20 protein-coding genes and 2 tRNA genes are annotated in these 23,125 nt (G+C 62.0%); 14 read left to right on the top strand and 8 right to left on the bottom strand.

Annotation, left to right across the window (positions count from 1 at the left end):
- Window positions 1-197: 197 nt before the first annotated feature.
- The 3 genes from ACUN9V_RS04460 to ACUN9V_RS04450 are packed head-to-tail and all read left to right on the top strand — an operon-like array spanning window position 198 to window position 3,345.
- The gene (locus ACUN9V_RS04460; RefSeq protein ID WP_445510491.1) at window positions 198-1,028 is read left to right on the top strand and encodes a hypothetical protein; all 831 of its coding nucleotides are present in this window, start codon (window positions 198-200) and stop codon (window positions 1,026-1,028) included.
- A complete protein-coding gene (locus ACUN9V_RS04455; RefSeq protein WP_445510490.1) occupies window positions 1,019-1,942 on the top strand; it encodes a diguanylate cyclase domain-containing protein in 924 nt (307 codons plus the stop codon). The genes ACUN9V_RS04460 and ACUN9V_RS04455 overlap by 10 nt, the downstream gene beginning before the upstream one ends.
- The gene (locus ACUN9V_RS04450; protein ID WP_445510489.1) at window positions 1,939-3,345 is read left to right on the top strand and encodes a bifunctional DedA family/phosphatase PAP2 family protein; all 1,407 of its coding nucleotides are present in this window, start codon (window positions 1,939-1,941) and stop codon (window positions 3,343-3,345) included. Before ACUN9V_RS04455 ends, ACUN9V_RS04450 begins: the two co-directional genes overlap by 4 nt.
- Before the next feature lie 60 nt (window positions 3,346-3,405).
- On the opposite strand, the gene ACUN9V_RS04445 is transcribed toward ACUN9V_RS04450, so the two are convergent.
- Together ACUN9V_RS04445 and mpl are read right to left on the bottom strand one after the other, a co-directional pair.
- Complete coding sequence (locus tag ACUN9V_RS04445) at window positions 3,406-4,071, bottom strand: flavin prenyltransferase UbiX (protein WP_445510488.1); 666 nt, start codon at window positions 4,069-4,071, stop codon at window positions 3,406-3,408.
- Window positions 4,055-5,428, bottom strand: a complete 1,374-nt coding sequence (gene mpl / locus ACUN9V_RS04440) for a UDP-N-acetylmuramate:L-alanyl-gamma-D-glutamyl-meso-diaminopimelate ligase (RefSeq protein WP_445510487.1) — start codon at window positions 5,426-5,428, stop codon at window positions 4,055-4,057. The genes ACUN9V_RS04445 and mpl overlap by 17 nt, the downstream gene beginning before the upstream one ends.
- A 445-nt stretch (window positions 5,429-5,873) precedes the next feature.
- Between mpl and ACUN9V_RS04435 the strand changes: the two genes are divergently transcribed.
- Both ACUN9V_RS04435 and ACUN9V_RS04430 read left to right on the top strand, forming a co-directional pair.
- Complete coding sequence (locus tag ACUN9V_RS04435; RefSeq protein ID WP_075561322.1) at window positions 5,874-7,133, top strand: 6-phosphofructokinase; 1,260 nt, start codon at window positions 5,874-5,876, stop codon at window positions 7,131-7,133.
- Window positions 7,134-7,582: 449 nt separating this feature from the next.
- Entirely contained in the window at window positions 7,583-8,131 is a 549-nt protein-coding gene (locus tag ACUN9V_RS04430; RefSeq protein ID WP_445510486.1) for a glycine zipper 2TM domain-containing protein, read from the top strand.
- A gap of 1,124 nt (window positions 8,132-9,255) precedes the next feature.
- Here the strand turns inward: ACUN9V_RS04430 and ACUN9V_RS04425 are convergent.
- The 5 genes from ACUN9V_RS04425 to hemA all read right to left on the bottom strand — a co-directional run bounded on the left by ACUN9V_RS04425 (window position 9,256) and on the right by hemA (window position 14,008).
- On the bottom strand, window positions 9,256-10,002 hold the full coding sequence (locus ACUN9V_RS04425; RefSeq protein WP_445510485.1) for a HesA/MoeB/ThiF family protein: 747 nt from the start codon (window positions 10,000-10,002) through the stop codon (window positions 9,256-9,258).
- A gap of 51 nt (window positions 10,003-10,053) precedes the next feature.
- Window positions 10,054-10,554 (bottom strand): Lrp/AsnC ligand binding domain-containing protein, encoded by a 501-nt coding sequence (locus ACUN9V_RS04420; protein ID WP_445510484.1) that lies wholly within the window; start codon window positions 10,552-10,554, stop codon window positions 10,054-10,056.
- A gap of 244 nt (window positions 10,555-10,798) precedes the next feature.
- The gene (prmC, locus tag ACUN9V_RS04415) at window positions 10,799-11,632 is read right to left on the bottom strand and encodes a peptide chain release factor N(5)-glutamine methyltransferase (protein WP_445510483.1); all 834 of its coding nucleotides are present in this window, start codon (window positions 11,630-11,632) and stop codon (window positions 10,799-10,801) included.
- Window positions 11,632-12,717, bottom strand: coding sequence for a peptide chain release factor 1 (gene prfA, locus ACUN9V_RS04410; RefSeq protein ID WP_445510482.1), 1,086 nt, complete (start codon window positions 12,715-12,717; stop codon window positions 11,632-11,634). The genes prmC and prfA overlap by 1 nt, the downstream gene beginning before the upstream one ends.
- Before the next feature lie 16 nt (window positions 12,718-12,733).
- Window positions 12,734-14,008, bottom strand: a complete 1,275-nt coding sequence (gene hemA / locus ACUN9V_RS04405; protein WP_110691946.1) for a glutamyl-tRNA reductase — start codon at window positions 14,006-14,008, stop codon at window positions 12,734-12,736.
- A 271-nt stretch (window positions 14,009-14,279) separates the two neighbouring features.
- Here hemA and ACUN9V_RS04400 point away from each other — a divergent pair, with 271 nt between their 5' ends.
- From ACUN9V_RS04400 to ACUN9V_RS04360, 9 genes are all read left to right on the top strand, one after another.
- Entirely contained in the window at window positions 14,280-15,992 is a 1,713-nt protein-coding gene (locus ACUN9V_RS04400) for a tetratricopeptide repeat protein (protein ID WP_445510481.1), read from the top strand.
- A gap of 88 nt (window positions 15,993-16,080) precedes the next feature.
- Window positions 16,081-16,794 (top strand): lipoprotein insertase outer membrane protein LolB, encoded by a 714-nt coding sequence (gene lolB, locus ACUN9V_RS04395; RefSeq protein WP_445510480.1) that lies wholly within the window; start codon window positions 16,081-16,083, stop codon window positions 16,792-16,794.
- A complete protein-coding gene (ispE, locus tag ACUN9V_RS04390) occupies window positions 16,791-17,675 on the top strand; it encodes a 4-(cytidine 5'-diphospho)-2-C-methyl-D-erythritol kinase (protein WP_445510479.1) in 885 nt (294 codons plus the stop codon). Before lolB ends, ispE begins: the two co-directional genes overlap by 4 nt.
- Before the next feature lie 149 nt (window positions 17,676-17,824).
- Window positions 17,825-17,899 (top strand) — tRNA-Gln (locus ACUN9V_RS04385).
- A 263-nt stretch (window positions 17,900-18,162) separates the two neighbouring features.
- Window positions 18,163-19,104, top strand: coding sequence for a ribose-phosphate pyrophosphokinase (locus ACUN9V_RS04380; protein ID WP_188113771.1), 942 nt, complete (start codon window positions 18,163-18,165; stop codon window positions 19,102-19,104).
- Between the two features lie 203 nt (window positions 19,105-19,307).
- Window positions 19,308-19,958, top strand: coding sequence for a 50S ribosomal protein L25/general stress protein Ctc (locus ACUN9V_RS04375; RefSeq protein ID WP_075561225.1), 651 nt, complete (start codon window positions 19,308-19,310; stop codon window positions 19,956-19,958).
- A gap of 34 nt (window positions 19,959-19,992) precedes the next feature.
- Window positions 19,993-20,577 (top strand): aminoacyl-tRNA hydrolase, encoded by a 585-nt coding sequence (gene pth, locus ACUN9V_RS04370; protein WP_445510478.1) that lies wholly within the window; start codon window positions 19,993-19,995, stop codon window positions 20,575-20,577.
- 196 nt (window positions 20,578-20,773) lie between these two features.
- Window positions 20,774-21,865, top strand: coding sequence for a redox-regulated ATPase YchF (gene ychF, locus ACUN9V_RS04365; protein WP_075561223.1), 1,092 nt, complete (start codon window positions 20,774-20,776; stop codon window positions 21,863-21,865).
- 159 nt (window positions 21,866-22,024) lie between these two features.
- Window positions 22,025-22,101: transfer RNA gene (locus tag ACUN9V_RS04360), tRNA-Met, on the top strand.
- 116 nt (window positions 22,102-22,217) lie between these two features.
- On the opposite strand, the gene ACUN9V_RS04355 is transcribed toward ACUN9V_RS04360, so the two are convergent.
- Window positions 22,218-23,081, bottom strand: coding sequence for a D-amino-acid transaminase (locus ACUN9V_RS04355; protein WP_445510477.1), 864 nt, complete (start codon window positions 23,079-23,081; stop codon window positions 22,218-22,220).
- Window positions 23,082-23,125 lie beyond the last annotated feature (44 nt).

The raw sequence follows: 23,125 nt of genomic DNA, 5'->3' as shown, positions 1-23,125 counted from the left end.
GGTGTACTCTTTCCGTCTCGATGATGATTCGGTGACAGTTCGCTTCGGGCGCGATTCAGAATCGAAATCTGCCGCTTCCCCGCCAGGGCGAAAAACGGTCAGGTCAGACGCATCGGCGCTATACGGTCAGTCGGGCGCATGCGATAGTCGATGAATAACCGCGCCTGTCATTCGCAATCGGTCCAATATAAGCCACCATGCAAAGCAAGTACAAAAGCCCCGGCCTTCAAACTCTTCTGGCGTTCACCTTGCTGCTTGCCCTGCTCACGGGCTGGCTGGCCGAAGACACCGTCAGGATGATCGCCTGGCTCAGCGGAGCCATCTTTGCACTCTTCCTGATCCGCTTCTCATCTCCGCGTCTCTCGCGCTGGTTTCCGGTCGCCGTCATCCTGCTATGTGGTCTCCTGCTCGCGACGCGCCATACCGAAGCCAGTTTATGGCTGTGGTTGCTGCCTTTATGCCTGTCCCGAATGACCGGGCGAATCGGAATGGCCCTGAACGTGGCGGCCTACGTGCTGGTCGTGGCCGACATCGGCTGGGCGCTGCCGCTGCCGACCGCCATCGTCGTCAGCGTCTCGTTGGCGATCGTGTGGCTTCTGTGCCTGGAGCGGCAAAGGCATTCGACGGCGACGCCCCCCACGACACCGGAATGGCTGCTTCCCCCCGCCCAGCTCGACGCCGACATCCAGATCGAACTGAAGCGATCCGAGCGAGAGATACTGCATAGCGAAGTCGTCCTCTACGGCTGCGCCCGGTCGACGACCGCCGACATGGAACAGCTCTGTCGCTGTCTGCGCCAGCAGCTCGCGCCCTACGAACGCGCCTATCGCCTCAACGACTACGGCGTCGCGGTAATTCTGATTGCGCCCAATGCCGAAGCAGCCAGTCTTCGCCGACAGCAGCTGAGATACGCCATCGCCCCGCAACGGGAAATCTCCTCGACCCCGCTGGCGGAAATCGGCGACCGCTTCACCCGCTACCATAGCAAACCGTCGACACCGGTTTCGGAGATGCAGTCGTGGCATTGAGTCGCTACAAGCTGGTCGCACAGCTGCTCATTCTGGGGCTGCTCGTAGGTTTGGCGCTGTGGGAGCACCTGATGCGCCACTACGATCTGATCCTGCCGCCCACGCTACTCGCGATCGCGCTGCTGGTAGCGATCCCCTTGCAGTGTCTGGGCCATCTCGGCGCGGCCGTGGCCGACCGTCTGTTGCTGGCCGGCGGCCTGATCCTGTGCGCCGTGGAGGCACCGGGCAGCGCAACGCCGATGCTGTGGCTGGGGCTTTCGGTCGCCCTGGGCTTCCTGCTGTTGCCTCCCTTAACCGCGCTGATACTGTCGCTGGCAGTCGTGCCGGCCCTGCTGGTTGTGCTCGGCGACGCGTACATGACGCTTTTCAATCTGGCGCTCGGCTGGTGGCTGACCCTCGCCGCCGCCACCTTGACTCTCCTTCTCGATCACTCGGCGAAGACGTCACCTTTCACCTTGACGCCGTGGCGCCGCGACAGGCGACTTTCCGGCAGCTGCATTCGGGAAAACCTGAAAATCGAAGTCGCCAGGGCAGCCGCTCTCGACCGGCCGCTGAGCGTGCTGGTCGTGTATATCCCGCAGCTGGATCAGGCCAGCGATCAGTTCGGCGGCCACTTGCGCGAAATTCTCTCGGCGAGTTTCAGCGACGTGGTCTCCAACAACAGCCGCCAGAGCGATCTTCTCGGCGAGTATCGCGCCAATGTTTTCTGGCTGGTATTGCCCAACGCCGCGGAACCCGGCGCCATCGCCGCTGCCAAAAGGCTCTCGAACGCGGTCACCGCCGTCACTCATCCCGAGATCGGGTCTTTGGAAAGCTACAGCCGAGTGTGTACATTGCAGATCGATGAAAGCGCTGAAGCGTTTTCACGACGCCTCGAAGCCGCCGCCAACAAATTGCTGGAACCTCACGCTTGAATATCACCCATTGGCTTTACTCCCTCGCCCCGCCGCCGGAACTGCTGCTCGTCATCATCCTGTCGGTGGCGCTGATCGAATCGCTGGCCATCGTCGGCATCGTGGTTCCCGGCGTCGTGCTGCTGGGGGCGGCGGCCTCGATCGCGGGTCACGACGACATCCCGATCTGGCTGGTGCTGATCGCCGGTATTGTCGGCGCTTTCATCGGTGACAACCTCAGCTTCTGGCTGGGCCGTACGCAACGCAGCCGGATACCCCACTGGTGGCCGTTGAAACAGCATCCCGGATGGCTGGACCGGGGCAACGATTTCTTCCAGCGATATGGCATTCTCTCGGTGATCATCGGCCGTTTCGTGGGCCCCGTGCGTCCGTTCATTCCGATGATCGCGGGGATGTTGTCGATGCCGACGAAGCGCTTCGTGCTGGTCAATATCGTCTCCGCCCTGGCATGGGCCCCGGCCTATCTGCTGCCCGGCTATCTGCTGGGGCGATCGTGGGAAAAACTGATGCACCTGCCTCCCGGCGCCGAACGCTGGCTGCTGACGCTGTCGCTGGCGGTACTGGCGCTGGCGCTGCTGTTCTCGACTATTCGCTACCAGCTCAGCGGCGACGGTCGCTTGCACCGTTGGCTGGAAGAACGCATGGCTCGAAGCCCTGTGCTGACCAGGGGATGGAAATCGCTCTGCTCGCCACCGCCCGCCAACGAGTTCCCCCTGGCGTCACTGTCGCTGCTACTGACGAGCCTGATCGCCCTGGTCGCCTGGACGGCGTGGGTACTGGCCCACAACGGGCCGCTGCCAATGGATCAACAGATCCACTCCCTCGCCAAGCTGCTGCAGCGCAGCTGGCTGGTCGGGACCAGCGAAACGCTGGCCGAGATCGGTGACGCTCTGGGGATCAGCGTACTGATGGCGCCCTGGCTACTGTGGTTGCTTTACGCCAGACGGTTCGCTGGACTACTGCATATCGCAGGTGCCTTGGGTCTCATCGCGGTCAGCAATACCGTATTCAAGGATCTCGCCGGCCGGGCACGGCCAGACACACCGGACTACCTGACCGGTTCGATGTCTTACCCCAGCGCTCACACATCGACGATCGTCGTCGTGATTGGGTTGACGGCGGCTTTTGCCGCCCAGGTCATGCCGCAACGTTATCGCGGCTACGCCTACTGGCTGGGAATCCTCACCTGCGTGCCGATGGCGCTATCCCGGCTGGTCATCGGCGTGCATTGGGCCAGCGACCTGGTCGGCGGCGCTCTGCTCGGACTCACGGTCTGCGCGCTGACTCGCATCAGCTATCAGCACTTCCAGCAGCCCGGCCGGGACATGCCGCCCTGGATCTGGCTATGCATCGCCTCGCTGGCACTGGAAACCGGGCGCGTGGTGTTCTTTGGCCCCGTCTGATTGCCGCTATCCACGACTGCCGTCCATGCGGACACGACTGCCGTTCTAAGCGGAGACGGCTTAATCCCCCCAGCGGGGCATCAGGGTCTGAGCAATGCCCAGCTGGTTGAGAATACGAGCGACGATGAAATCGATCATCGCCTCGACGCTGTCCGGCCGATGATAAAACCCCGGTGCGGCGGGTAGCATGACGGCGCCCATGTGCGTGAGCTTGAGCATGTTGTCGAGATGCACCGCCGAGAGCGGTGTCTCCCGGGGGACCAGGATCAGCTGTCGACGCTCCTTGAGCGCGACATCCGCGGCGCGCTCGATCAGGTTGTTGCTGGCGCCACAGGCCACGGCGGAGAGCGTGCCGGTCGAGCACGGGCAGATCACCAGCGCCTGCCAGTTACCGGAACCGGAGGCCACCGGGGCCATCCAGTCTTCCCGTCCGAAACAGCGAATTTGTTCCTCGCCCGCCCCGAACCGGGCCGTCAGATCCTGCGCCAGTCGATCCGGCTGTGCCGGTAGCTCGATGTCGGTTTCGACCGCGATCACGCGGTGGGCCGCCTTCGAGATCATCACGTAGACTTCGTGCCCGGCACCGACCAGACACTCGATCAGCCGCAGCCCGTACTGCACGCCGGAAGCGCCGGTGATCGCGACGGCGATCGGCGCGGCATAGGGCTCAAAATAGGGCGCTCGGGATGAAATCTCGGTGTGTGGAACCTCAGTGTGTACCGCCATGACGGACCTCCAGAGCGTGCAGCAGCTTGTCGTGGATACCGCCGAATCCGCCGTTGGACATCACCACGATGCGGTCACCCGGCAGCGCCGCGTCGACGATCTCATCGACCATCATCTCGAGATCGCTCTCGACGCGGCTGGCAGCATGGCCGGCCACCACCTCGGCCAGCGACCAGTCGAGCCCCGGGGGCTGATACCACCAGACGCGCTCGGCCGCCACCACGCTGTCGGCCAGCCGCGTCTTCATGGCGCCCTGGCGCATGGTGTTGGAGCGCGGCTCGATCACGGCCAGCAACCGGCCGCCGTGCCGATCCCGGTGGAGCCCTTCGAGAGTCAGTGCAATCGCGGTCGGATGATGGGCGAAATCATCCAGCACCTGGATCCCGGCCACGTCACCACGCACTTCCTGACGCCGCTTGGGCGCCGTGAACGTCGTCAACGCCCGGCAGCCGTCGGCCAGCGACACTCCCGCCTGATTGGCCGCCGCCAGCGCCGCCACCCCGTTGGCAGCGTTGTGCCTGCCGCTTAGCCCCCAGCGCACCGAATGGCGCTCGCCGCCGTGCGCAACCATGAAGGCGCGGCTATCGTTGGGATCGAGCAGCAGTTGCCAATCACTGTCGGGACGTTCCCCGAAGCGCTCGACCGGCGTCCAGCAGCCCATTGCCAACACGCGTTCCAGCGCGGGCTCACCGTCGGCGACCACCAGCCCGCCGTTACCGGGCACGGTCCGCACGAAATGATGGAACTGGCGTTCGATAGCGCCCAGATCGGGAAAGATATCCGCGTGATCGAACTCGAGGTTGTTGAGTACGGCGACATCCGGGCGGTAGTGAACGAACTTCGAGCGTTTATCGAAGAACGCGGTGTCGTACTCGTCCGCCTCCACCACGAAAGGCGCGCCAGGCGCCGCAAGACGCGAGGAAAGGCCGAAGTTGCCCAGCACCCCCCCGATCAGGAAACCGGGCTTCAGCCCTGCGGTTTCGAGTATCCAGGCCAGCATGCTTGCCGTTGTCGTCTTGCCATGGGTGCCCGCCACGGCCAGCACCTTGCGCCCGGGCAGCACATGCTCCGCCAGCCATTGCGGACCCGAAAGGTAGGGAAGCCTGGCATCGAGCAGCGCCTCGATTTCCGGATTACCCCGCGAGAGCGCGTTACCGACGATGACCAGGTCGGGAGCCAGGGTGAGATTTTCGGCGCGATAGCCCTCCATCAGCTCGATACCGATCTCCTCGAGCTGAACGCTCATCGGAGGGTAGACATTGGCATCCGAGCCGGTGACTCGATACCCCAATGCCTTTGCCAGTCGCGCCAGACTGCCCATGAAGGTTCCACAGACCCCCACTACGTGAACGTGCATGCCACTACTCTCTCAACAACTCTCTCCACGACTCTCTCCCCAACTCTCTTCACTACGCTCTCCGGCACTCTCCCCGTATGAACCGGCGAGCCTAGCACGGCCTCCTGAACCGGGCTACCGGCGCCTATTTCAGGCTCATGTCGAGCTCCTGCCATGACCAGTTCATGGGCGTTGGCCCCGGCTACCCGCCTTCGAAGGCGTTCTGAACCCACCCTCCCAACCGGCCCATGACTGGCGGCCGAACGGACGATTGAGAACGGAAATCAGTCGGTCACTCATCTTCTAGTCGCAGAAAAATGACCGTGGTGGCGGCACGGCTATCGTATTAACAGGCATACGCCTTTCGGCTATGCTGAGCGCGCATCCGACTCGCGCTCTTTCGCTGCGCATGGCGGGATCGAAAACGCGAGCTCAGCAATCCGAACATCAGGAGATGAAAGCCGACATGGCCAAGCACAATGCGTTCTACGCACAGTCCGGTGGCGTCACTGCCGTCATCAACGCCAGCGCCTGTGGCGTGATCGAGGCCTGCCGCCGTCATGCAGACCGCATCGGCCATCTCTACGCCGGGCATAACGGTATCATCGGTGCTTTGCTGGAAGACCTGATCGATACCAATCAGGAGAGCGATGAAACCGTCTCCGCCCTGCGCCATACACCCGGCGGCGCTTTCGGCTCCTGCCGCTACAAGCTGAAGTCGATCGAAGACAACCGCGCCGAATACGAGCGGCTGATCGAAGTCTTCAAGGCGCACGACATCCGCTATTTCTTCTACAACGGCGGCGGCGATAGCGCGGACACCTGCCTCAAGGTCTCGCAACTGTCGGAGACGATGGGCTATCCGTTAACGGCTATCCATGTGCCCAAGACCGTCGACAACGATCTTCCGATCACCGATAACTCGCCGGGTTTCGGCAGCGTTGCCAAGTACGTCGCGACCTCGACGCGAGAGGCGGCACTCGACATCGAGTCGATGTGCGCCACGTCCACCAAGGTATTCATCCTCGAGGTGATGGGACGCCATGCAGGCTGGATCGCGGCTGCCGGCGCGCTATCCGGTGCCTCTTCTGATGAGGCACCACACGTGATCATCTTTCCGGAGATCGCCTTCGACCGGAAAATCGTCATGGCGCGCATCGACGAGGCCGTCAAGCGTCACGGCTTCTGTGTGATCGTGGTCTCCGAAGGCGCCCAGTATGCCGACGGCACCTTTCTTGCCGATGGCGGCAGCGTCGATGCCTTCGGCCACAAGCAGCTCGGCGGTGTCGCCCCCGCGCTGGCATCGATGGTCAAGGAGGATCTGGGCCACAAATACCACTGGGCAGTGGCAGACTACCTGCAGCGCGCCGCGCGCCACATCGCCTCCAAGACCGACGTCGACCAGGCCTACGCGGTCGGTGAAGCTGCAGTGGAATTGGCACTGAGCGGCCAGAATTCGATGATGCCGGCCATCAAGCGAGTGTCGGAATCGCCTTACACCTGGAAGATCGAGCCGGCGCCGCTGGCGGAGATCGCCAATCATGAAAAATTCATGCCCAGGGATTACATCAGTGAAGACGGCCTCTACATCAGCGAAGCGGGCCGGCGTTACCTCGCGCCACTGATCGTGGGCGAAGACTTCCCACCGTTCGAAAATGGCCTGCCCATGGTCGCCAAACTGAAAAAGGCCAGGGTCGAACGCAAGCTGGCCGAATTCACGCTGTAACCCCTCCGATACAGGGCGCGGGATTCGACCGCGCCCACCGTCGAGATGCTGCTCGCTTCTTGTCTTTGTCTCTTGTCTTGACCTCTTGTCGTTGCCTCCTGTCTTCGCGCCTTGTCTCCGCCTCTCGTTCCACGCCATTCAGACATATCATTAACCGCCCCATAGACGGTGTGTCGCTATCTGGATACACGACTTTTTCAATATGGAAACAGCGTTCAAGAACGCGATTCCCGAGCGATTAACAGAATTTTACGGATTATACTTCATGTATCTGGAGACGAGCGTCGTAGTGGCTGAGTCAATCGCGAACGATCGACCCTCGACTGCGGCATGATGAGCCTTGTCTTGGACCAGAAAAATTCTCACGAACCGCCAGGTTTCGGCGCCAGCCTCTCGCGAGAACTGGCACGCACTCACGAAATCGATGCGGACGGAAAAGGAGCAGGACCATGAACAAACCGATCATGATTGGCGGCATCATTGCCGCGCTGGGCATCGCCGGCGGCGTGGCGGTGGGTTCCTATCAGTCTTCCGAAGAGGGACCACGCTACGCGGATATCGTCAGCGTCGATCCGATCGTACAGACGACCGAGTCCCCCCGTCAGGTCTGCAAAAACGTGACCGTGACCCATCAGCGCCCGGTGGAAGATGACCATCGTATTGCCGGCACCGCCATCGGCGCCATCGTCGGCGGCGTGGTTGGCAATCAGTTTGGCGGTGGTAGCGGCAAGAAGATCATGACGGCGGCCGGCGCCGTCGGCGGCGGCGTCGCCGGCAATCAGGTCCAGGAACGGATGCAGCAAGGCGATACCTATCAGACTACCGAGAAACGCTGCAGCACCGTCAACGACAGCAAGGATGAGACCGTCGGCTACGACGTTCGATACCGCTACGATGGGGAGGTGCACGAAGCCAAGCTGGACGACAAACCCGATAGCGACCGCGTGTTGATGCGCGATGGCAAACCGCAGTGGGACGGGGACGCTCAGTCTTCTTGAGCGCTGGACGCCCCTGCCGGCTCCCGCGACCCTTCATCACTAATTCGGGGTCGCGGGCTATCAAAAGACCCACTCTCGAACACCGGCTCGAATACCGACTCGAATATCGGCTTGAATACCGACTCGAATATCTAAGACCCGGGTTATCCGCCAGGGAAACGAAGTTCTCCTCTCACGAATACCGGGACGGCGAGACAAAATAGACGTTAGCGATGGGTAGGCTTGCGGGGTCGCCCTTGAGGGCCAACGGGCCGACTTAGCGCAATTTCGATGGCGCGCTCTCGTTCGATACCACTATCCATCAGTTTTTTGATCCGCGTTTTCAATGTGCCCACGGGCATGCCAATGGCCTTGGCACGCTGAGAAAGCGTTCCCATGTTGGGCTCGCTTTTCTTCTGACACGGGGTGGGCCGAAAATCTCGTGCGGTCAATTTCATTATCAGTCCGAGGATCGTCACGAATTAGGAGGGCGGGGCATCCATGTCAGAACAAAACTAACAATACTTAGCATGTTACGTGTTTTAACAATGTTGCGGGCTTTCTACCCAACACGACTTAACGCAGGTCAAATCAGCGGCAATAAGTTCGGAAAGCGTCGTTAAAAAAACGAATGGCCGATAGGGCCTTGCTCATCAAAATGAGGGACGAGAGAGATCTTTAGAGAAGTTCAGTAATAGCAGCATAGGCGCATAACGGCCTGTGACTGTCAACTGGCAGGTCTTTCAAAAAAACGCCCGGCATACTTTACCGCTCTGAAGGTGAAGTATGCCGGGCCAAAAGATCGCGAATCGCGACCATGAACCTGTGTGGCTAAAAGCACGCTTCGTTGGCGCGCTCTCATCCGATTCGTCGTGTCTCAAACGCAATGCTGCGAGGTCTACGCTTGAAACTTCTGATGTCCGCTTCGCTCAATCAGCTTAAAATTGCATAGCGAAAATCAATATCTGGTAGAAAACCGGTCCAATTTCCTGCTCTGGCTACTAGATTATCAGTCTTTGGGGATAATGCGGAAGTCGAATTTTCACATACTTTAGTAATACTGGATGAAACCGAACTACCGACTCAAGTTCACCGCCAAGGGATCGGGCTTTCGATCATGACAACCCCTGAGGAGACACGATCGCCTAATGACGACGGCATACGGAGCATTCGGGATCTCTCGAAAGCGCAAAATGGCGCCACTGCCCGGTCAAGGCATCGAAGGTCGAGAGACCGCGATGGGGCTGGCCGGCCCCGCTGATCAGCTTCATCGCCTCCAGCGCCTGAAAGCTGCCGATCACGCCCACCAGCGGCGAGACCACCCCGCTTTCGGCACAGGTCAGCGCGTCGTCATCTCCGTGCTCGCCATAAAGGCACGCATAACAGGGGGATGCCGGCTGACGCGGATCGAATACCGCGAGCTGACCCGAAAAACGAATGGCAGCGCCGCTGACCAGTGGCGTGCGAGTATCGACGCAGGCCCGATTGATCGCGAAGCGACTGGAGAATCGGTCGGTACAGTCCAGCACTACATCCGCAGCATCGACCTCCGCCAGCAAGGCATCGCCGACGAGACGGGTCTCCAACGGACGAATCTCGCAACCGGCATTGAGACCGCCGGCGGTGGCAGCAGCCGATCTCGCCTTGGATTGGCCCAGCGAGGCCTCCGTGTGCGCGATCTGACGCTGCAGATTCGACAGCTCGACGACATCGTCATCGGCAATGGACAGACACCCGACTCCCGCGCCGGCCAGATAGAGCGCGGCCGGGGAGCCTAACCCCCCGGCGCCGATAATCAGCACGCGGGAAGCCAGCAGCCGCTCCTGACCGACGATGTCGATCTCTTCGAGCATGATATGGCGGCTGTAGCGTAACAGTGCTTCGTCGTTCATGAACCTTCCTGAAACGCAGGAACGGCCGTCATCGGCTACCGCTCCTGGGCGTTATCGAGCGTCTTCCGGATCGAGATCGGGGATCGGCAACGCCAACTCCTCCTTGACCTCTTCCATCACGACGTAACTCTTGGATTCCTTGACCCCCGGCAACGTCAGCACCACGTCTCCCAGCAGCTGACGATAGGCCGACATCTCGGGAATACGGCATTTGAGGATATAGTCGAACTGACCCGACACCAGGTGGCATTCCTGAATTTGCGGCAGTGTGGCGACCGCCTTGCGGAACTCGTCGAAGACCGACGGCGACTGCGTGTTCAAGCTGATCTCGACGAACACCAGCAGATTGGCGCGCAGGGCCTGCGGGTCGAGCACGGCCTTGTAGCCGCGGATGATACCCGCCCGTTCCAGACGCTTGACCCGCTCCAGGCAAGGCGTTGTCGACAGACCCACCTGCGAAGCCAGATCCACGTAGGAAATACGGGCATTATCCTGCAGACAGCGCAGGATGTTGAGATCGATTCGATCGAGTGATCGAGACTTGGCTTTCATTGGTGTAATTGTTCCAGCCGGTGAATAGAAGCGCTCCGTGAATGGCACGAGGCCGAACGAGGGCCATCCGAACGCGTGGCGAAAGGATCAACGAGCAGACACTCATCGACCCGTCGCTCGCAGCGGGATTATTACTATCACAGAGCGGTTACGATTCACTAACTGGCCTGGCAACTATCGTTCAACGCTAAGCGTTCAACGCCAATCGCGCGACATGACGGAAAGCGGGACGGCATCGCCGCCATCAGCGAGGCCCCTGCCCACCCGTTATTCGCTCGTGCCCCGCCAGATCCTGTCGCGAAACGACGCCTAGAAAGCCAAAATGCATCAGCGTGTGACGCACCGTCTCGGCCTGCGTGTAGCCATGTTCCATCCACAGCCAGCCTTCCGGCTTCAGGTAGGCGGAGGCGTGCCGGGCCAACCATGCGAGATCGGAAAGGCCGGCGGCTTCGGCCACCAGTGCCGAGCGTGGCTCGAAGCGGACATCGTCCCGCGTCAGGTGGGGGTCGTCGGCAGCAATGTAAGGCGGGTTGGCGACGATGATATCGAAACGTTGCCCGGACAACGCGGAGAACCAGTCGCTCTCCAGCCAGCGCACGTTGGCTATCGCCAGTCTCTCGGCGTTCGACTGCGCCAGGCGGACGGCGTCAGCGGCCCGGTCGACCCCGGTCACCTGCCAGCCGGGACGCTCGCTGGCGAAGGCCAGTGCCACCGCCCCCGTGCCGGTGCCGAGATCGAGCAGCTCGCCGTTCGCCACCGTGGCCGACTCGAGCGCCACTTCGACGAGACGCTCAGTATCGGGACGCGGGATCAGCGTCGCCGGCGACGTCTGAATGTCCAACCCCCAGAATTCGCGTGAACCGGTCAGATAGGCCACCGGCCATCCTTCGCCACGCCGCTCGAGCAGCGCGTCGAAGCGAGCGGTCTGATCGTCCGTCAGGGCACGATCGCCCCAGGTGTAGAGCCAGGTCCGGCTGCGCTCGCAGAGATGGGCCAACAGCACTTCGGCATCCAGTCGCGGTGTCGGCGATGCACTCAATCGCGCCGTCGCCTCACGCAAGGCATCGTCTATCGTCATCACTCGCCCTGCAGCGCCGCCAGCTGATCGGCCTGGTATTCGTTGACCAGCGGCCGAATGACCTCGTCGAGATCGCCGGCGACGATCTCGACGAGTTTGTAGAGCGTCAGGTTGATACGGTGGTCGGTAAGACGCCCCTGAGGAAAATTGTAGGTTCGGATTCGCTCGCTGCGATCGCCCGACCCCACCAGCGAACGCCGCGTATCGGCCTGATGCTGGCGCTGCGTGTCGACGGCGGCCTGCTTCAATCGCGCCGCCAGCAGCGACATCGCCTTGGCCCGGTTCTTGTGCTGACTGCGCTCTTCCTGGCACTCCACCACCAGCCCGGTCGGCAGGTGGGTAATGCGGATGGCGGAATCCGTGGTGTTGACGTGCTGGCCCCCGGCGCCGCTGGAACGGAACGTATCGATTCGCAGATCGTTGCTATTGACATCGACATCGCCGACTTCGCTCGCTTCCGGCATCACCGCGACCGTGCAAGCCGAGGTGTGAATGCGGCCCTGGGACTCCGTCGCCGGCACCCGCTGCACGCGGTGAGCGCCCGACTCGAACTTCAAGGCGGCGTAGACGTTATCACCCTTAACCCGAGCGATGATTTCCTTGTAACCGCCCTGCTCGCCGTGACTGGCGCTGACCACTTCCACGCCCCAGCCTTTCTTTTCGGCATAGCGCGAGTACATCCGAAACAGATCGCCGGCGAACAACGCGGCTTCGTCACCGCCGGTCCCTGCGCGGACTTCCAGGAAGACGTTGTTGTTGTCATCCGGATCTTTCGGCACCAGCAGCCGCTTGACCTCCTCCTCGAGCTCATCGAGCTGCGCCCGGGAAGCGCGCCACTCCTCCTCGGCCAGCTCGCGCATGTCCGGGTCGCTGTCCTGGCGCATCTGGTCGGCCGCCTCGATATCGCCCTCGGTGCGCCGATAATCGAGCCAGGCTGCGACCAGCGGCTCGAGCTCGGCATACTCGCGGGAATAATCGCGAAAGCGTGGCTGGTCGGTGATCACCTCGGGTTCGGAGAGTAGCGCCGATAGCTCCTCGAAACGTTCCTGAAAGGCATCGAGTCGTTCGCGTAAAGACGCTTTCATGCCCAGTCCTGTGTTTTCATACCGAGTCCTGTGTCGTGGCGGGCCCTTCGATGAGCAAGCTATCGGCGGCCTGGATGATATCGTGGCGGGACTGGCCCGACGCCTCGCGCAGGCGCAGGGTCGGACCGTGCATCAGCTTGTTGGCGAGCTGATGGGAAAGTCGCTTGATGACCGCTTCGGGATCCTCGCCGCGGGCCAGCTGCGCCAGCGCCTCGGACTCGGAATCGCGCCGCAGTGTCTCGCCGTGCTGGCGATAACGGCGGATCAGGTCGCCGGCGCCGCGCACCCGTCGCTCGTGCAGCCAGTGGTTGACGCCGCTTTCGATCAGCACTTCGGCCTGACGCGCGGCGACTTCCCGATGGCGCCGGTTCTCGGCGATCACCTGCTGAAGATCGTCGACGCTATAAAGAAAGACATCATCGAGATCGCCGACTTCGGGCTCGATATCGCGAGGCACCGCAATGTCGACCATGAAGATGGGGCGATGGCGGCGCACCTTGAGCGCGCGTTCGACCATGCCCTTGCCGAGAATCGGCAGTTCGCTGGCGGTGGAGGCGATGACGATGTCAGCCTGTTCCAGCGCCTGGGGAATCGCGCTGAGTTCGATTGCCCTGGCGTCGCAGGTCTCCGCCAGCGCCTGAGCCCGCGCCAGCGTGCGGTTGGCGACGGTCAACCCCATGATGCCCGCTTCACGCAAGTGACGGGCCACCAGCTCGACCGTTTCACCGGCACCGATCAACAGCGCGCGGGCACGACTGAAATCGTCGAAGATTCGACTGGCCAGGCTGACGGCGGCATAGGCGACCGAGACCGGATTTTCGCCGATCGAGGTTTCGCTGCGAACCTGCTTGGCAACGGAGAACGTCTGCTGGAACAGACGCTCGAGCTCGCTGCCGAGACCCGCATGCTGGCGCGCGATCTGGTAGGCATCCTTGAGCTGGCCCAGAATCTGCGGCTCCCCCAGCACCATGGAATCCAGCCCGGCCGCCACCCGCATCAGATGCTTCGCCGCCTCGCCCTCATGGTAGTGATAGGCGCAACTCAGAAGCTCCTGCGCCGGCATGCCGTGAAACGCGCCCAGCCACTCGAGCAGCTGGCTCTCGCCGTCGGCCACGGTGATGCAGTAGAGCTCGGTGCGGTTACAGGTCGAAAGCACTGCCGCCTCACGCACGTCGGGCAACGCCCGCAGCTGGCTCAGCGCCGACTCGAGCTGTGCCGGCGAAAAGGCAACACGCTCGCGCATGTCGACCGCAGCCGTTCTATGATTGATACCCAGAGCTAGCAGCGTCATGAAATCACGGTCAATTGTCTTGCGTGGACCCGACCTTTGCGTCTGCGAAGGCCGTCGAAGCCGCGCGCCATACATCGGCATGGAAATCGGGATGAAGCACGGTACTGGTCAGAAGCACAGCCTATTGTGGTCCGCTCAGCCAGGCGGCGCCATTTTAGCACAGCCAAAAGACGCTTAGCAGGCAATGAATCACGCCGATGGCGCGTGCCGGGAGATTGACCCCCGGCCGCCAACCGTTATGCTGGAGCGATTGATCGATCTCGAGGACGGCATGCCCAAAAGTCTGTTCTACGCCGCCAGCTGTGCGGCCCTGCTGGCTGGCTGTCAAAGCATGTCGGCTGACAACGCGTCCATGTCCCTGGACGACCCCATGGCCACGGCGCCGCCGATCACCCAGGGGTTCGATGCCTCGGGCCTGTCGCAGGTGCTGCTGGCGGAAATGGCCGGTCAGCGCGGCGACTTCCACCGTGCCACCCAGGGCTATCTGGCAGCCGCCGACCGTTATCGTTCCGCCGACCTGGCCGAGCGTGCCACCCTGGCGGCTCGCTACACCGACGATACGTCACTGCTGAAATCGGCCGCCGCCCGCTGGCAGCAGCTGGCACCGCAGGACCCGGCCCCTGAAAAGCTGCTATCGGGTATCGCAGTGGACCGCGGCGATTGGCCTGCGGCACTACGTCACAGGCTCAAGCTCGCTCGCGCCGAACAGGATGCCCAGCTTCTCGAACTCTCCGACCTGATGGTGGAGTCACAGGCGGATCTGCCGCCGCTGATCGCCCAGCTACGCGATTTTACCGCGGCCAACCCGGATCATGCCGACGCCCAGATGGCGACCGCCCGGCTCGAGGCGGCCAATGGTCAGCTCGACGACGCACGACAACGGCTGGCGCAACTGACCCGCCGTCACCCCGAGCTGCCGGAGCTGTGGCTCACCCGATCGCAGATCGCCCTGGATGCCGGCGATTATGCCGAGGCGGCTTCGACGGCACGCCGTGGGCGCGAGTTCGCCCCCGACGACAGCCGATTCCTGCTGGCGCTGGCCCAGGCCGAAATTGCCAGTGGCGACGTCGCGGCCGCTGAACGCCAGATCGATCAGCTGCTGGCGCAATACAACGATACGCCGTCGCTGCGCATCGGCTTCGCGCAGCTCTACCTGGATGCCGGGGCGCTGGATCCAGCACGCCGTCTGCTGCTACCCCTGTTGGATCGCGACGACACGCCGCCGGCGACCTATCTGGTGCTGGGCAGCATCGCCGAGACTCAGGGCGAGATCGATAACGCTCTGCTCTACTATCGACAGGTGCCGGCCGGGCCCGGATTCCTCGAATCCCGCGCCGTGGCGACGCAGATGCTGATCGCCAACGACCGTGCCGAAGACGCCCAGCAATTCCTGCGCATCGAAATGCTGCGTCATCCCGGGCAGCGCGGATCGCTGACGCAGATCGGCCTTCAGGCCTTCGACCACGACGGACAGACTCCTGCCGCCGATGCCCTGCTCGCCGACAGCCTCAAGCAGTCACCGAATGATACCGATCTGCTCTACACCCGGGCGATGAGAGAGTTCGAGCGTGGCAACGTCGAGACGATGATGACCCAGATGCGCGATGTCATCGCTCGCGATCCCGACAATGCCGCAGCCCTCAACGCGCTCGGCTATACCCTGGCGACAAACACCGAGCACTTCGACGAAGCCTTGGATCTCATCGAACGGGCGCATGCTCTCGAGCCGCAGAGCCCGGCCATTCTCGACAGCCTGGGCTGGGTCCATTTCAAACGCGGTGAACCGCAGAAAGCGCTGGGCTACCTGCGCCGCGCCTACGCCGGACAACCGGATCAAGAGGTGGCCGCGCACCTGGCCGAGGTTCTGGTCACGCTGGAGCAGCAGTCCGAGGCCCGCGCACTGGTCGAGTCGGCATTGGCGGGCAGTGACTCTCACCCGGATATCGACGACCTCCTGAAACGCTATCCGCAATTGGCCCCCTAGCCGAGGTCGCTCCCCTTCTCGAGCTGGACGTCGATGGTTGCCGTCGCCGATCGCTTCGCATCTCTTCTTGCACTTACAGGATAACCCGATGCCATACTCTTTCCCGGCCACCGAAAGCCCATATCGCGCCGCGACGCCGCGCACTCGGTGGTGGCAGCCGCTTGGCACATTGCTGGTGGTCGCCTGGCTGGCCGGCTGCGCCGGACAGGCGCCAGCGCCGGACGTACCGCGCCAGCCCGATGACTGGCAGCGCCAGCAGGACGATCTCGTCGCGCTCGATACCTGGCAAGTGGCCGGCAAGGTGGGTCTGAGAACCGCCGAAGACAGTCGCAGCGCCAACCTCGACTGGTCCCAGGCCCCCGATCACTATCGCATGTTGATCAGCGGACCCTTTGGCGCCGGACGCAGCGTGCTCGAAGGCAAGCAAGGCCGCGTCAGTCTGACCACGGGTGACGGCCGCTTCGAAGCCTCGTCTCCGGAGGCCCTGATGCAGCAGCAGCTGGGGTGGTCGCTGCCGATCTCGTCGCTGGATTACTGGGTTCGCGGCCTGCCGGCGCCTCATCGTGCCCACGATCAGACCCAGGACGAGCTGGGGTTTCCCAAGACACTGCAGCAGGATGGCTGGAACATCCGCTATCGCGACTGGACCTACGCCGGGTCGCTGTGGCTGCCGAGCCGGCTGGTCATGACCTACGACGACATTCGCGCCACGCTGGTGGTCAATCAGTGGCAGCCTGAAGCGATGCCGGACGGGGCATCGAACGACACACCCAGCCCAACTTCATCAGACGCGGCCCCATGACAACGCTGACCCTGCCCGCGCCGGCCAAGCTCAACCGTCTGCTGCGCATCACCGGCCGTCGTCCGGACGGCTATCACTCGCTGCAGACACTGTTTCAGATTCTCGACCATGGTGACATCCTGCGTTTCACCGCGACGCCCGATAGCCATGACATCGAACTGGGCTCGGCACTGACCGGTGTCGCCCACGAGGACAATCTGATCGTGCACGCTGCTCGCCGCCTTCAGCGCGAAACCGGCTGCCGCCAGGGCGCGATCATCGAACTGGAAAAACGCCTGCCGATCGGCGGCGGTCTGGGCGGCGGCAGCTCCAATGCCGCAACCACGCTGCTGGCACTCGATCATCTGTGGGGGCTGGACCTGGGGATCGAACGGCTGGCGGCACTGGGGCTGGAACTGGGCGCCGATGTCCCCGTCTTCGTGCGCGGCCATACCGCCTGGGCCGAGGGCGTCGGCGAGCGTCTGGTCCCCGTCGAACTGCCGCCCTGCTGGTTCGTCGTCATCCATCCCGGCATCGAGATTTCCACCGCAGCGATTTTCGGCGACCCCGGTTTGACACGCGACAGCCCGGTCATTAGTATGCGACGCGCACTCGACCGGGCCTCCCCGGACACCGTGTGGCGCAACGATTGCGAGCGCACCGTGCGAGCGCAATATCCCGAGGTCGATCGCGCACTGACCTGGCTTGGCCGACAGGGTCAGGCGATGCTGACAGGGACCGGAGCCTGCGTCTTCTGCCCGTTGAAGGACGAAGCGCACGCCGAGCAGGTACTGCTCGAGCTTCCGGACGAATGGCACGCCTTCAAGGCACGCAGCAGCGATGTTTCTTCGCTGCACCATGCCCTGAAAGCAGCCAAGGGTTTGGACAGAATACAGACGTGATGTCACCATACCGTCAGTGCTGCCAGGACCGCTTCGATTACGCGGTTTTTGTCAGACTTCTCAGACTGTTGATGATCCCACGGCTGGTTTTCCGTCAAGACCTAGCCAACGGTTGACGCTTTTGCGCATAATGAGCGCGATTGAATTGCTGGGGTATCGCCAAGTGGTAAGGCACTGGTTTCTGATACCAGCATTCCCAGGTTCGAATCCTGGTACCCCAGCCACTTCCTGAATTTCGATAAGCCTGCATACGGAAACCGGGACGCGATGGCCATTCAGCCCACACGATTTCCCCACCGGCGCTGCGGTTGTTTTTCCTGCCGTCTCGACGTAGCTCGACGATCCTCCCGGGTATCGTCGGCGGGCACGCGTGGTGTCTTCGACATCCTGCCTCTTGTCTCGTCTTCCCTCTGTCGCCTTGTCACCCATCCTGGTTCGAAACGAATGTCCTCACCGACCTTCAACCGCTCTCATAAGGTGGCCGCGCGTGTCTAAATTGATGGTTTTCACCGGTAACGCCAACGTCGGCCTCGCCACCAAGGTAGCCGAGAGTCTGGATAACCGACTCGGCCATGCCACGGTAGGCCAGTTCAGCGATGGCGAGATAGCCGTCGAGATCAACGAAAACGTCCGCGGCAAGGATGTCTTCATCCTGCAATCGACCTGCGCCCCGACCAACGACAACCTGATGGAACTGATCCTGATGGTCGACGCCCTGCGGCGTGCTTCGGCGACCCGCATCACTGCCGTGGTGCCCTACTTCGGTTACGCCCGTCAGGATCGCCGTGTGCGTTCGGCCCGCGTACCGATCTCGGCCAAGGTCGTTGCCGACATGATGGTCAAGGCTGGAGTCGATCGGGTCATGACCATGGATCTTCACGCCGATCAGATTCAGGGCTTCTTCGACGTTCCCGTGGACAACGTCTACGGCTCGCCGATTCTGCTCGACGATATCGAGCGCCAGAATTACGACGATCTGGTCGTGGTTTCCCCCGACGTCGGTGGCGTGGTCCGTGCCCGCGCCATCGCCAAGCAGCTCAATGTCGACCTCGCGATCATCGATAAACGTCGCCCTCAGGCCAACCAGGCCCAGGTAATGCACATCATCGGCGAAATCGAGAATCGAACCTGCGTCGTGGTCGACGACATGGTCGATACCGCCGGCACGCTGTGCAAGGCTGCCGAAGCATTGAAGGTGCGCGGCGCCCGTCGCGTGGTCGCTTACGCCACCCACCCGATCCTTTCGGGGCCGGCCGTGGACAATATTAGTGGTTCGGTGCTTGACGAACTCGTCGTTGCCGATACCATACCGCTCTCCGAACCTGCACGTCGTAGTGGCAAGATCCGTCAGTTGACGGTCGCCGGCCTGATCGCCGAAGCCATTCGCCGTGTCAGCAACGAGGAATCCGTCAGCGCGATGTTCCACTGATCGCACGTGTAACGACCCTCTCGTAATGACCTTCTCGGCTGTTTCATGACGATAGGTTGTTCATAGCGGTTGTTCATAGCGACAGGGAATCACGCGCGGATACGCGGGCTACTGCCGTGACGGCAGTGGCCCCTACTGGAACGGCATCGTCTGGTCGCGGGCGATGCCGCTTTCCATTACTTGACTATTAGAGGTGACAATCAATGTCCCATCATTACACTCTGACCGCCAATGTTCGTCAGGAGCTGGGGAAAGGTGCGAGCCGCCGCCTGCGCCGCAAGAACGAACAGGTCGCTGCCATCATCTACGGCGGTTCCACTGAACCGCAGCCGATCACCATCGACAAGCCGGCCTTCTACAAGGCGATCGAAGACGAAGCTTTCTTCTCCTCGATCATCGACATCAGTATCGACGGCAAGAGCGAGCAGGTCGTCATCCGTGATCTGCAGCGCCATCCCTACAAGGCCCTGATCACTCACGCTGACTTCATGCGCGTCGATGCGACTCACGAACTGACCCTGAACGTACCGCTGCACTTCCTGAACGAAGAGTCGTGCAAAGGTGTCAAGGACGAGGGCGGCGTACTCCACGTCCAGAACAACGACGTTCAGATCAGCTGTCTGCCGTCCAAGCTGCCGGAATACATCGAAGTCGATGTGGCTGACCTGGCACTTGGCGAGACCATTCACCTGTCCGACATCAAGCTGCCGGAAGGCGTGACTCTGGTCGAGCTCAGCCATGGTGAAGAGCACGATGCCGGCGTCGTCAGCGTCACGCACCCGACCGTCGCCAGCGACGACGAGATCGCCGGTGAAGGCGTCGACGAAGATGGCGAACCGAAAGACGGCGAGTAATCTTCCGTCATAGACCGGACAACAGGTAGTCGGCATGGCAGTGAAAGCGATCATCGGCCTGGGTAATCCCGGGCCGGAATACGAAGACACCCGCCACAATGCCGGCGCCTGGCTGGTCGAACAAATCGCTCGGGGCGCAGCGGAAACGCTGCGCCCCGAACGCAAGTTTCTGGGCCTTTATGCCAAGGTCCGCCTGGGCGAGCACGATATTCACCTGCTCAACCCCACCACCTTCATGAATCGCAGCGGTGCCTCGGTGGCCGCGCTGTGCCAGTTCTTCAAGATCGCACCGGACGAGCTTCTCGTCGCCCATGACGAGCTCGATATCGCCCCTGGCTGCGCCCGCTACAAGACGGGCGGCGGACACGGTGGGCATAACGGTCTGCGAGATATCATCAGCGCGTCGGCCAATGCCAACGGCTTCCACCGGCTCCGAGTCGGCATCGGCCATCCCGGCAGCGCCAAACTGGTCACCCACTATGTTCTCGGCCGCCCTGGCAAGCGAGAACGCGAGTTGATCGACGACGTCCTAACCGAGACCGTCCATACCCTCCCCGATGCTCTCGCTGGCAATTGGGCCAAGGCCATGAACCGGCTGCACAGTTTCAAGCCTGACTGATTCGCTCGGTAGCTCGGGTAGCTCGTAGCTCGTAGCTCGTAGCTCGTAGCTCGTAGCTGGCAAGAGTCTGGCCCCTGTCGGCCGCGTCCCGTAGAATGCCCGCCATTCGTTTGTCGTGCTGTCGTTCGTGTCTCGCGACCCGAACGTCCCCAAAAGCATGCTGGCTTCAGGATCATACCGTTCTCAGGATCACATTATGGGCTTCAATTGCGGCATCGTCGGTTTGCCCAACGTCGGTAAATCGACTCTTTTCAATGCGCTGACACGCTCCGGTATCGACGCGGAAAACTTCCCGTTCTGCACCATCGAACCCAATACCGGGATCGTGCCAATGCCCGATCCGCGTCTCGACAAACTCGCCGAGATCGTCAAGCCGCAGAAAGTGGTACCGACCACGATGGAGTTCGTCGACATCGCCGGGCTGGTCGAGGGCGCGTCCAAGGGCGAAGGACTGGGTAACCAGTTCCTGGCCAACATCCGCGAAACCGACGCCATCGCTCATGTCGTGCGCTGCTTCGACGACGACAATGTGATCCACGTCGCCAACCAGGTCGACCCGACCGCCGACATCGAGACCATCAATCTCGAGCTGGCACTGGCCGATCTGGATGCCGTCGAACGCTCGATCCAGCGTTTGACGCGCGTGGTCAAGGGCGGCGACAAGGATGCGATCGCGACCAAGGCGATCCTCGACCGGATCCAACCGCATCTGGCCGAAGGCCAGCCGTTGCGCAGCTTCGGGCTCGACGCCGACGAGCAGTATCAGCTGCGCAGCTTCGGTTTTCTGACCCTCAAACCGACGATGTACATCGCGAACGTCAACGAAGACGGTTTCGAGAACAATCCCCATCTCGATACCGTGCGCGAGATCGCGGCTCAGGAAAACGCCGTGGTGGTGCCGGTCTGCAACAAGCTGGAGGCCGAGATCGCCGAGCTCGAAGACGAAGAGCGCGCCATGTTCCTCGAAGAGATGGGCATGGAAGAACCCGGTCTCGATCGTGTCATCCGTGCCGGCTACGGCCTGCTGGGCCTGCAGACCTACTTCACCGCGGGCGTGAAGGAAGTGCGTGCCTGGACGGTCAAGATCGGCGCTACCGCACCGCAGGCGGCCGGCGTAATTCATACCGATTTCGAGAAAGGTTTCATTCGCGCGGAAGTCGTCGGCTACGAGGACTTCGTGGCGCTGGGCGGCGAGAACGGTGCCAAGGAAGCCGGCAAGTGGCGTCTCGAGGGCAAGACTTACGTGCTCAAGGATGGCGACATCATGCACTTCCGTTTCAACGTCTGAGACCGACCACGGCGCAGGACGTCGAAAGCATGCGGTATGAACCCGGGAAAGCGTTGACGTTTCATCGGGTTATGGTAGTATTCGCAACCGTTGTCAGACGACTTTGTCCACCTCGACATGGTCACCTAGACACGGTTGCCTCGACATGGCTACCTCAAAGGCTACGTAGCTCAGCTGGTTAGAGCACATCACTCATAATGATGGGGTCCCCTGTTCGAATCAGGGCGTAGCCACCAGATATCACGACGAAGCCCGCCGTTCTCACGATCGGCGGGCTTCGTCGTTTTCGTCTGCTGGAGGTTCAGTTGGCTCGCTGAATATCGAATGACCGTCCACGACCTTCGAATGCGACTCAGATAGCGCGGCGGCGACTTTCCTCGATATAGGCTGACCGTAATCGGCGCGAGACATCGCCGGGCCGGCCGTCACCGATCATTACCCCATCGATCGCGATGACCGGGGTGACGAACGAGGATGCCGACGTCACGAAGCACTCTCTGGCACTCTGTGCTTCCGAGACGCTGAAAGCGCGCGCCTCGACATCCAACGATAACGCTGCGGCGATTTCCAGAACGACGGCCCGCGTGATCCCGGGCAGGATGGCGTGCGATAGCTCGCGCGTCACCAGCACGCCGTCGTGCGTCAGTATCCACGCATTGTTGGAGGCCCCTTCCGTCACCATGCCATTTTCGACCAGCCAGGCATCATCGGCGCCGACCGCTTTCGCCGCCATCTTGGCCATCGCCGGATAGAGCAGCTGTACCGTCTTGATGTCACGCCGTGTCCAGCGCCAATCGGGTTGTGTCGCGACGCGAATACCCTCGCTGCCACTGCGGCTATCGACGAGGGCCTTGGCCTGGGTGAACAGCACCAGCGTCGGCGGCGTTGAAGCATCCGGATAGGCAAAATCACGATCGCCGGCGCTGCCTCGCGTCAGTTGCAGGTAGACCATGCCCTCCTCCAGCGCGTTGCGTCGGATCAGCTCGCGGTGGATCTCCAACAACGTCTCGTCGCTCCACGGCAACGCCATCTCGAGTTCACCGGCCGAGCGCTTTAGCCGCTGCATATGCCCGGAAAAATCGATCAGCTTGCCATCCAGCACCGACGACACTTCGTAGACCCCGTCGGCGAGCAGAAAACCGCGGTCGAAGACCGATACCTTGGCGTCCCGTTCCGCGACGTAATCGCCATTCACGTAAACCGTGCGCTGTGTCATCTCATGCCGTCTCTAGTATCTGTCTTCATGTTCAGGCCGATTGT

The sequence above is a fragment of the Salinicola sp. V024 genome (assembly GCF_052645315.1).
Note: the sequence above shows the minus strand (reverse complement) of the source record. Positions and strands in the feature narration are given on the sequence as shown.

Bases quoted from the DNA above. Each gene is read 5' to 3' on its own strand.
- ACUN9V_RS04430 (WP_445510486.1), top strand. From the start codon at position 7,583: ATGAACAAACCGATCATGATTGGCGGCATCATTGCCGCGCTGGGCATC.
- pth (WP_445510478.1), top strand. From the start codon at position 19,993: ATGGCAGTGAAAGCGATCATCGGCCTGGGTAATCCCGGGCCGGAATAC.
- ACUN9V_RS04460 (WP_445510491.1), top strand. From the start codon at position 198: ATGCAAAGCAAGTACAAAAGCCCCGGCCTTCAAACTCTTCTGGCGTTC.
- ACUN9V_RS04400 (WP_445510481.1), top strand. From the start codon at position 14,280: ATGCCCAAAAGTCTGTTCTACGCCGCCAGCTGTGCGGCCCTGCTGGCT.
- ACUN9V_RS04375 (WP_075561225.1), top strand. From the start codon at position 19,308: ATGTCCCATCATTACACTCTGACCGCCAATGTTCGTCAGGAGCTGGGG.
- prfA (WP_445510482.1), bottom strand. From the start codon at position 12,717: ATGAAAGCGTCTTTACGCGAACGACTCGATGCCTTTCAGGAACGTTTC.
- ACUN9V_RS04420 (WP_445510484.1), bottom strand. From the start codon at position 10,554: ATGAAAGCCAAGTCTCGATCACTCGATCGAATCGATCTCAACATCCTG.
- ychF (WP_075561223.1), top strand. From the start codon at position 20,774: ATGGGCTTCAATTGCGGCATCGTCGGTTTGCCCAACGTCGGTAAATCG.
- mpl (WP_445510487.1), bottom strand. From the start codon at position 5,428: ATGCACGTTCACGTAGTGGGGGTCTGTGGAACCTTCATGGGCAGTCTG.
- prmC (WP_445510483.1), bottom strand. From the start codon at position 11,632: ATGACGATAGACGATGCCTTGCGTGAGGCGACGGCGCGATTGAGTGCA.
- lolB (WP_445510480.1), top strand. From the start codon at position 16,081: ATGCCATACTCTTTCCCGGCCACCGAAAGCCCATATCGCGCCGCGACG.
- ispE (WP_445510479.1), top strand. From the start codon at position 16,791: ATGACAACGCTGACCCTGCCCGCGCCGGCCAAGCTCAACCGTCTGCTG.
- ACUN9V_RS04425 (WP_445510485.1), bottom strand. From the start codon at position 10,002: ATGAACGACGAAGCACTGTTACGCTACAGCCGCCATATCATGCTCGAA.
- ACUN9V_RS04355 (WP_445510477.1), bottom strand. From the start codon at position 23,081: ATGACACAGCGCACGGTTTACGTGAATGGCGATTACGTCGCGGAACGG.
- ACUN9V_RS04445 (WP_445510488.1), bottom strand. From the start codon at position 4,071: ATGGCGGTACACACTGAGGTTCCACACACCGAGATTTCATCCCGAGCG.
- ACUN9V_RS04435 (WP_075561322.1), top strand. From the start codon at position 5,874: ATGGCCAAGCACAATGCGTTCTACGCACAGTCCGGTGGCGTCACTGCC.
- hemA (WP_110691946.1), bottom strand. From the start codon at position 14,008: ATGACGCTGCTAGCTCTGGGTATCAATCATAGAACGGCTGCGGTCGAC.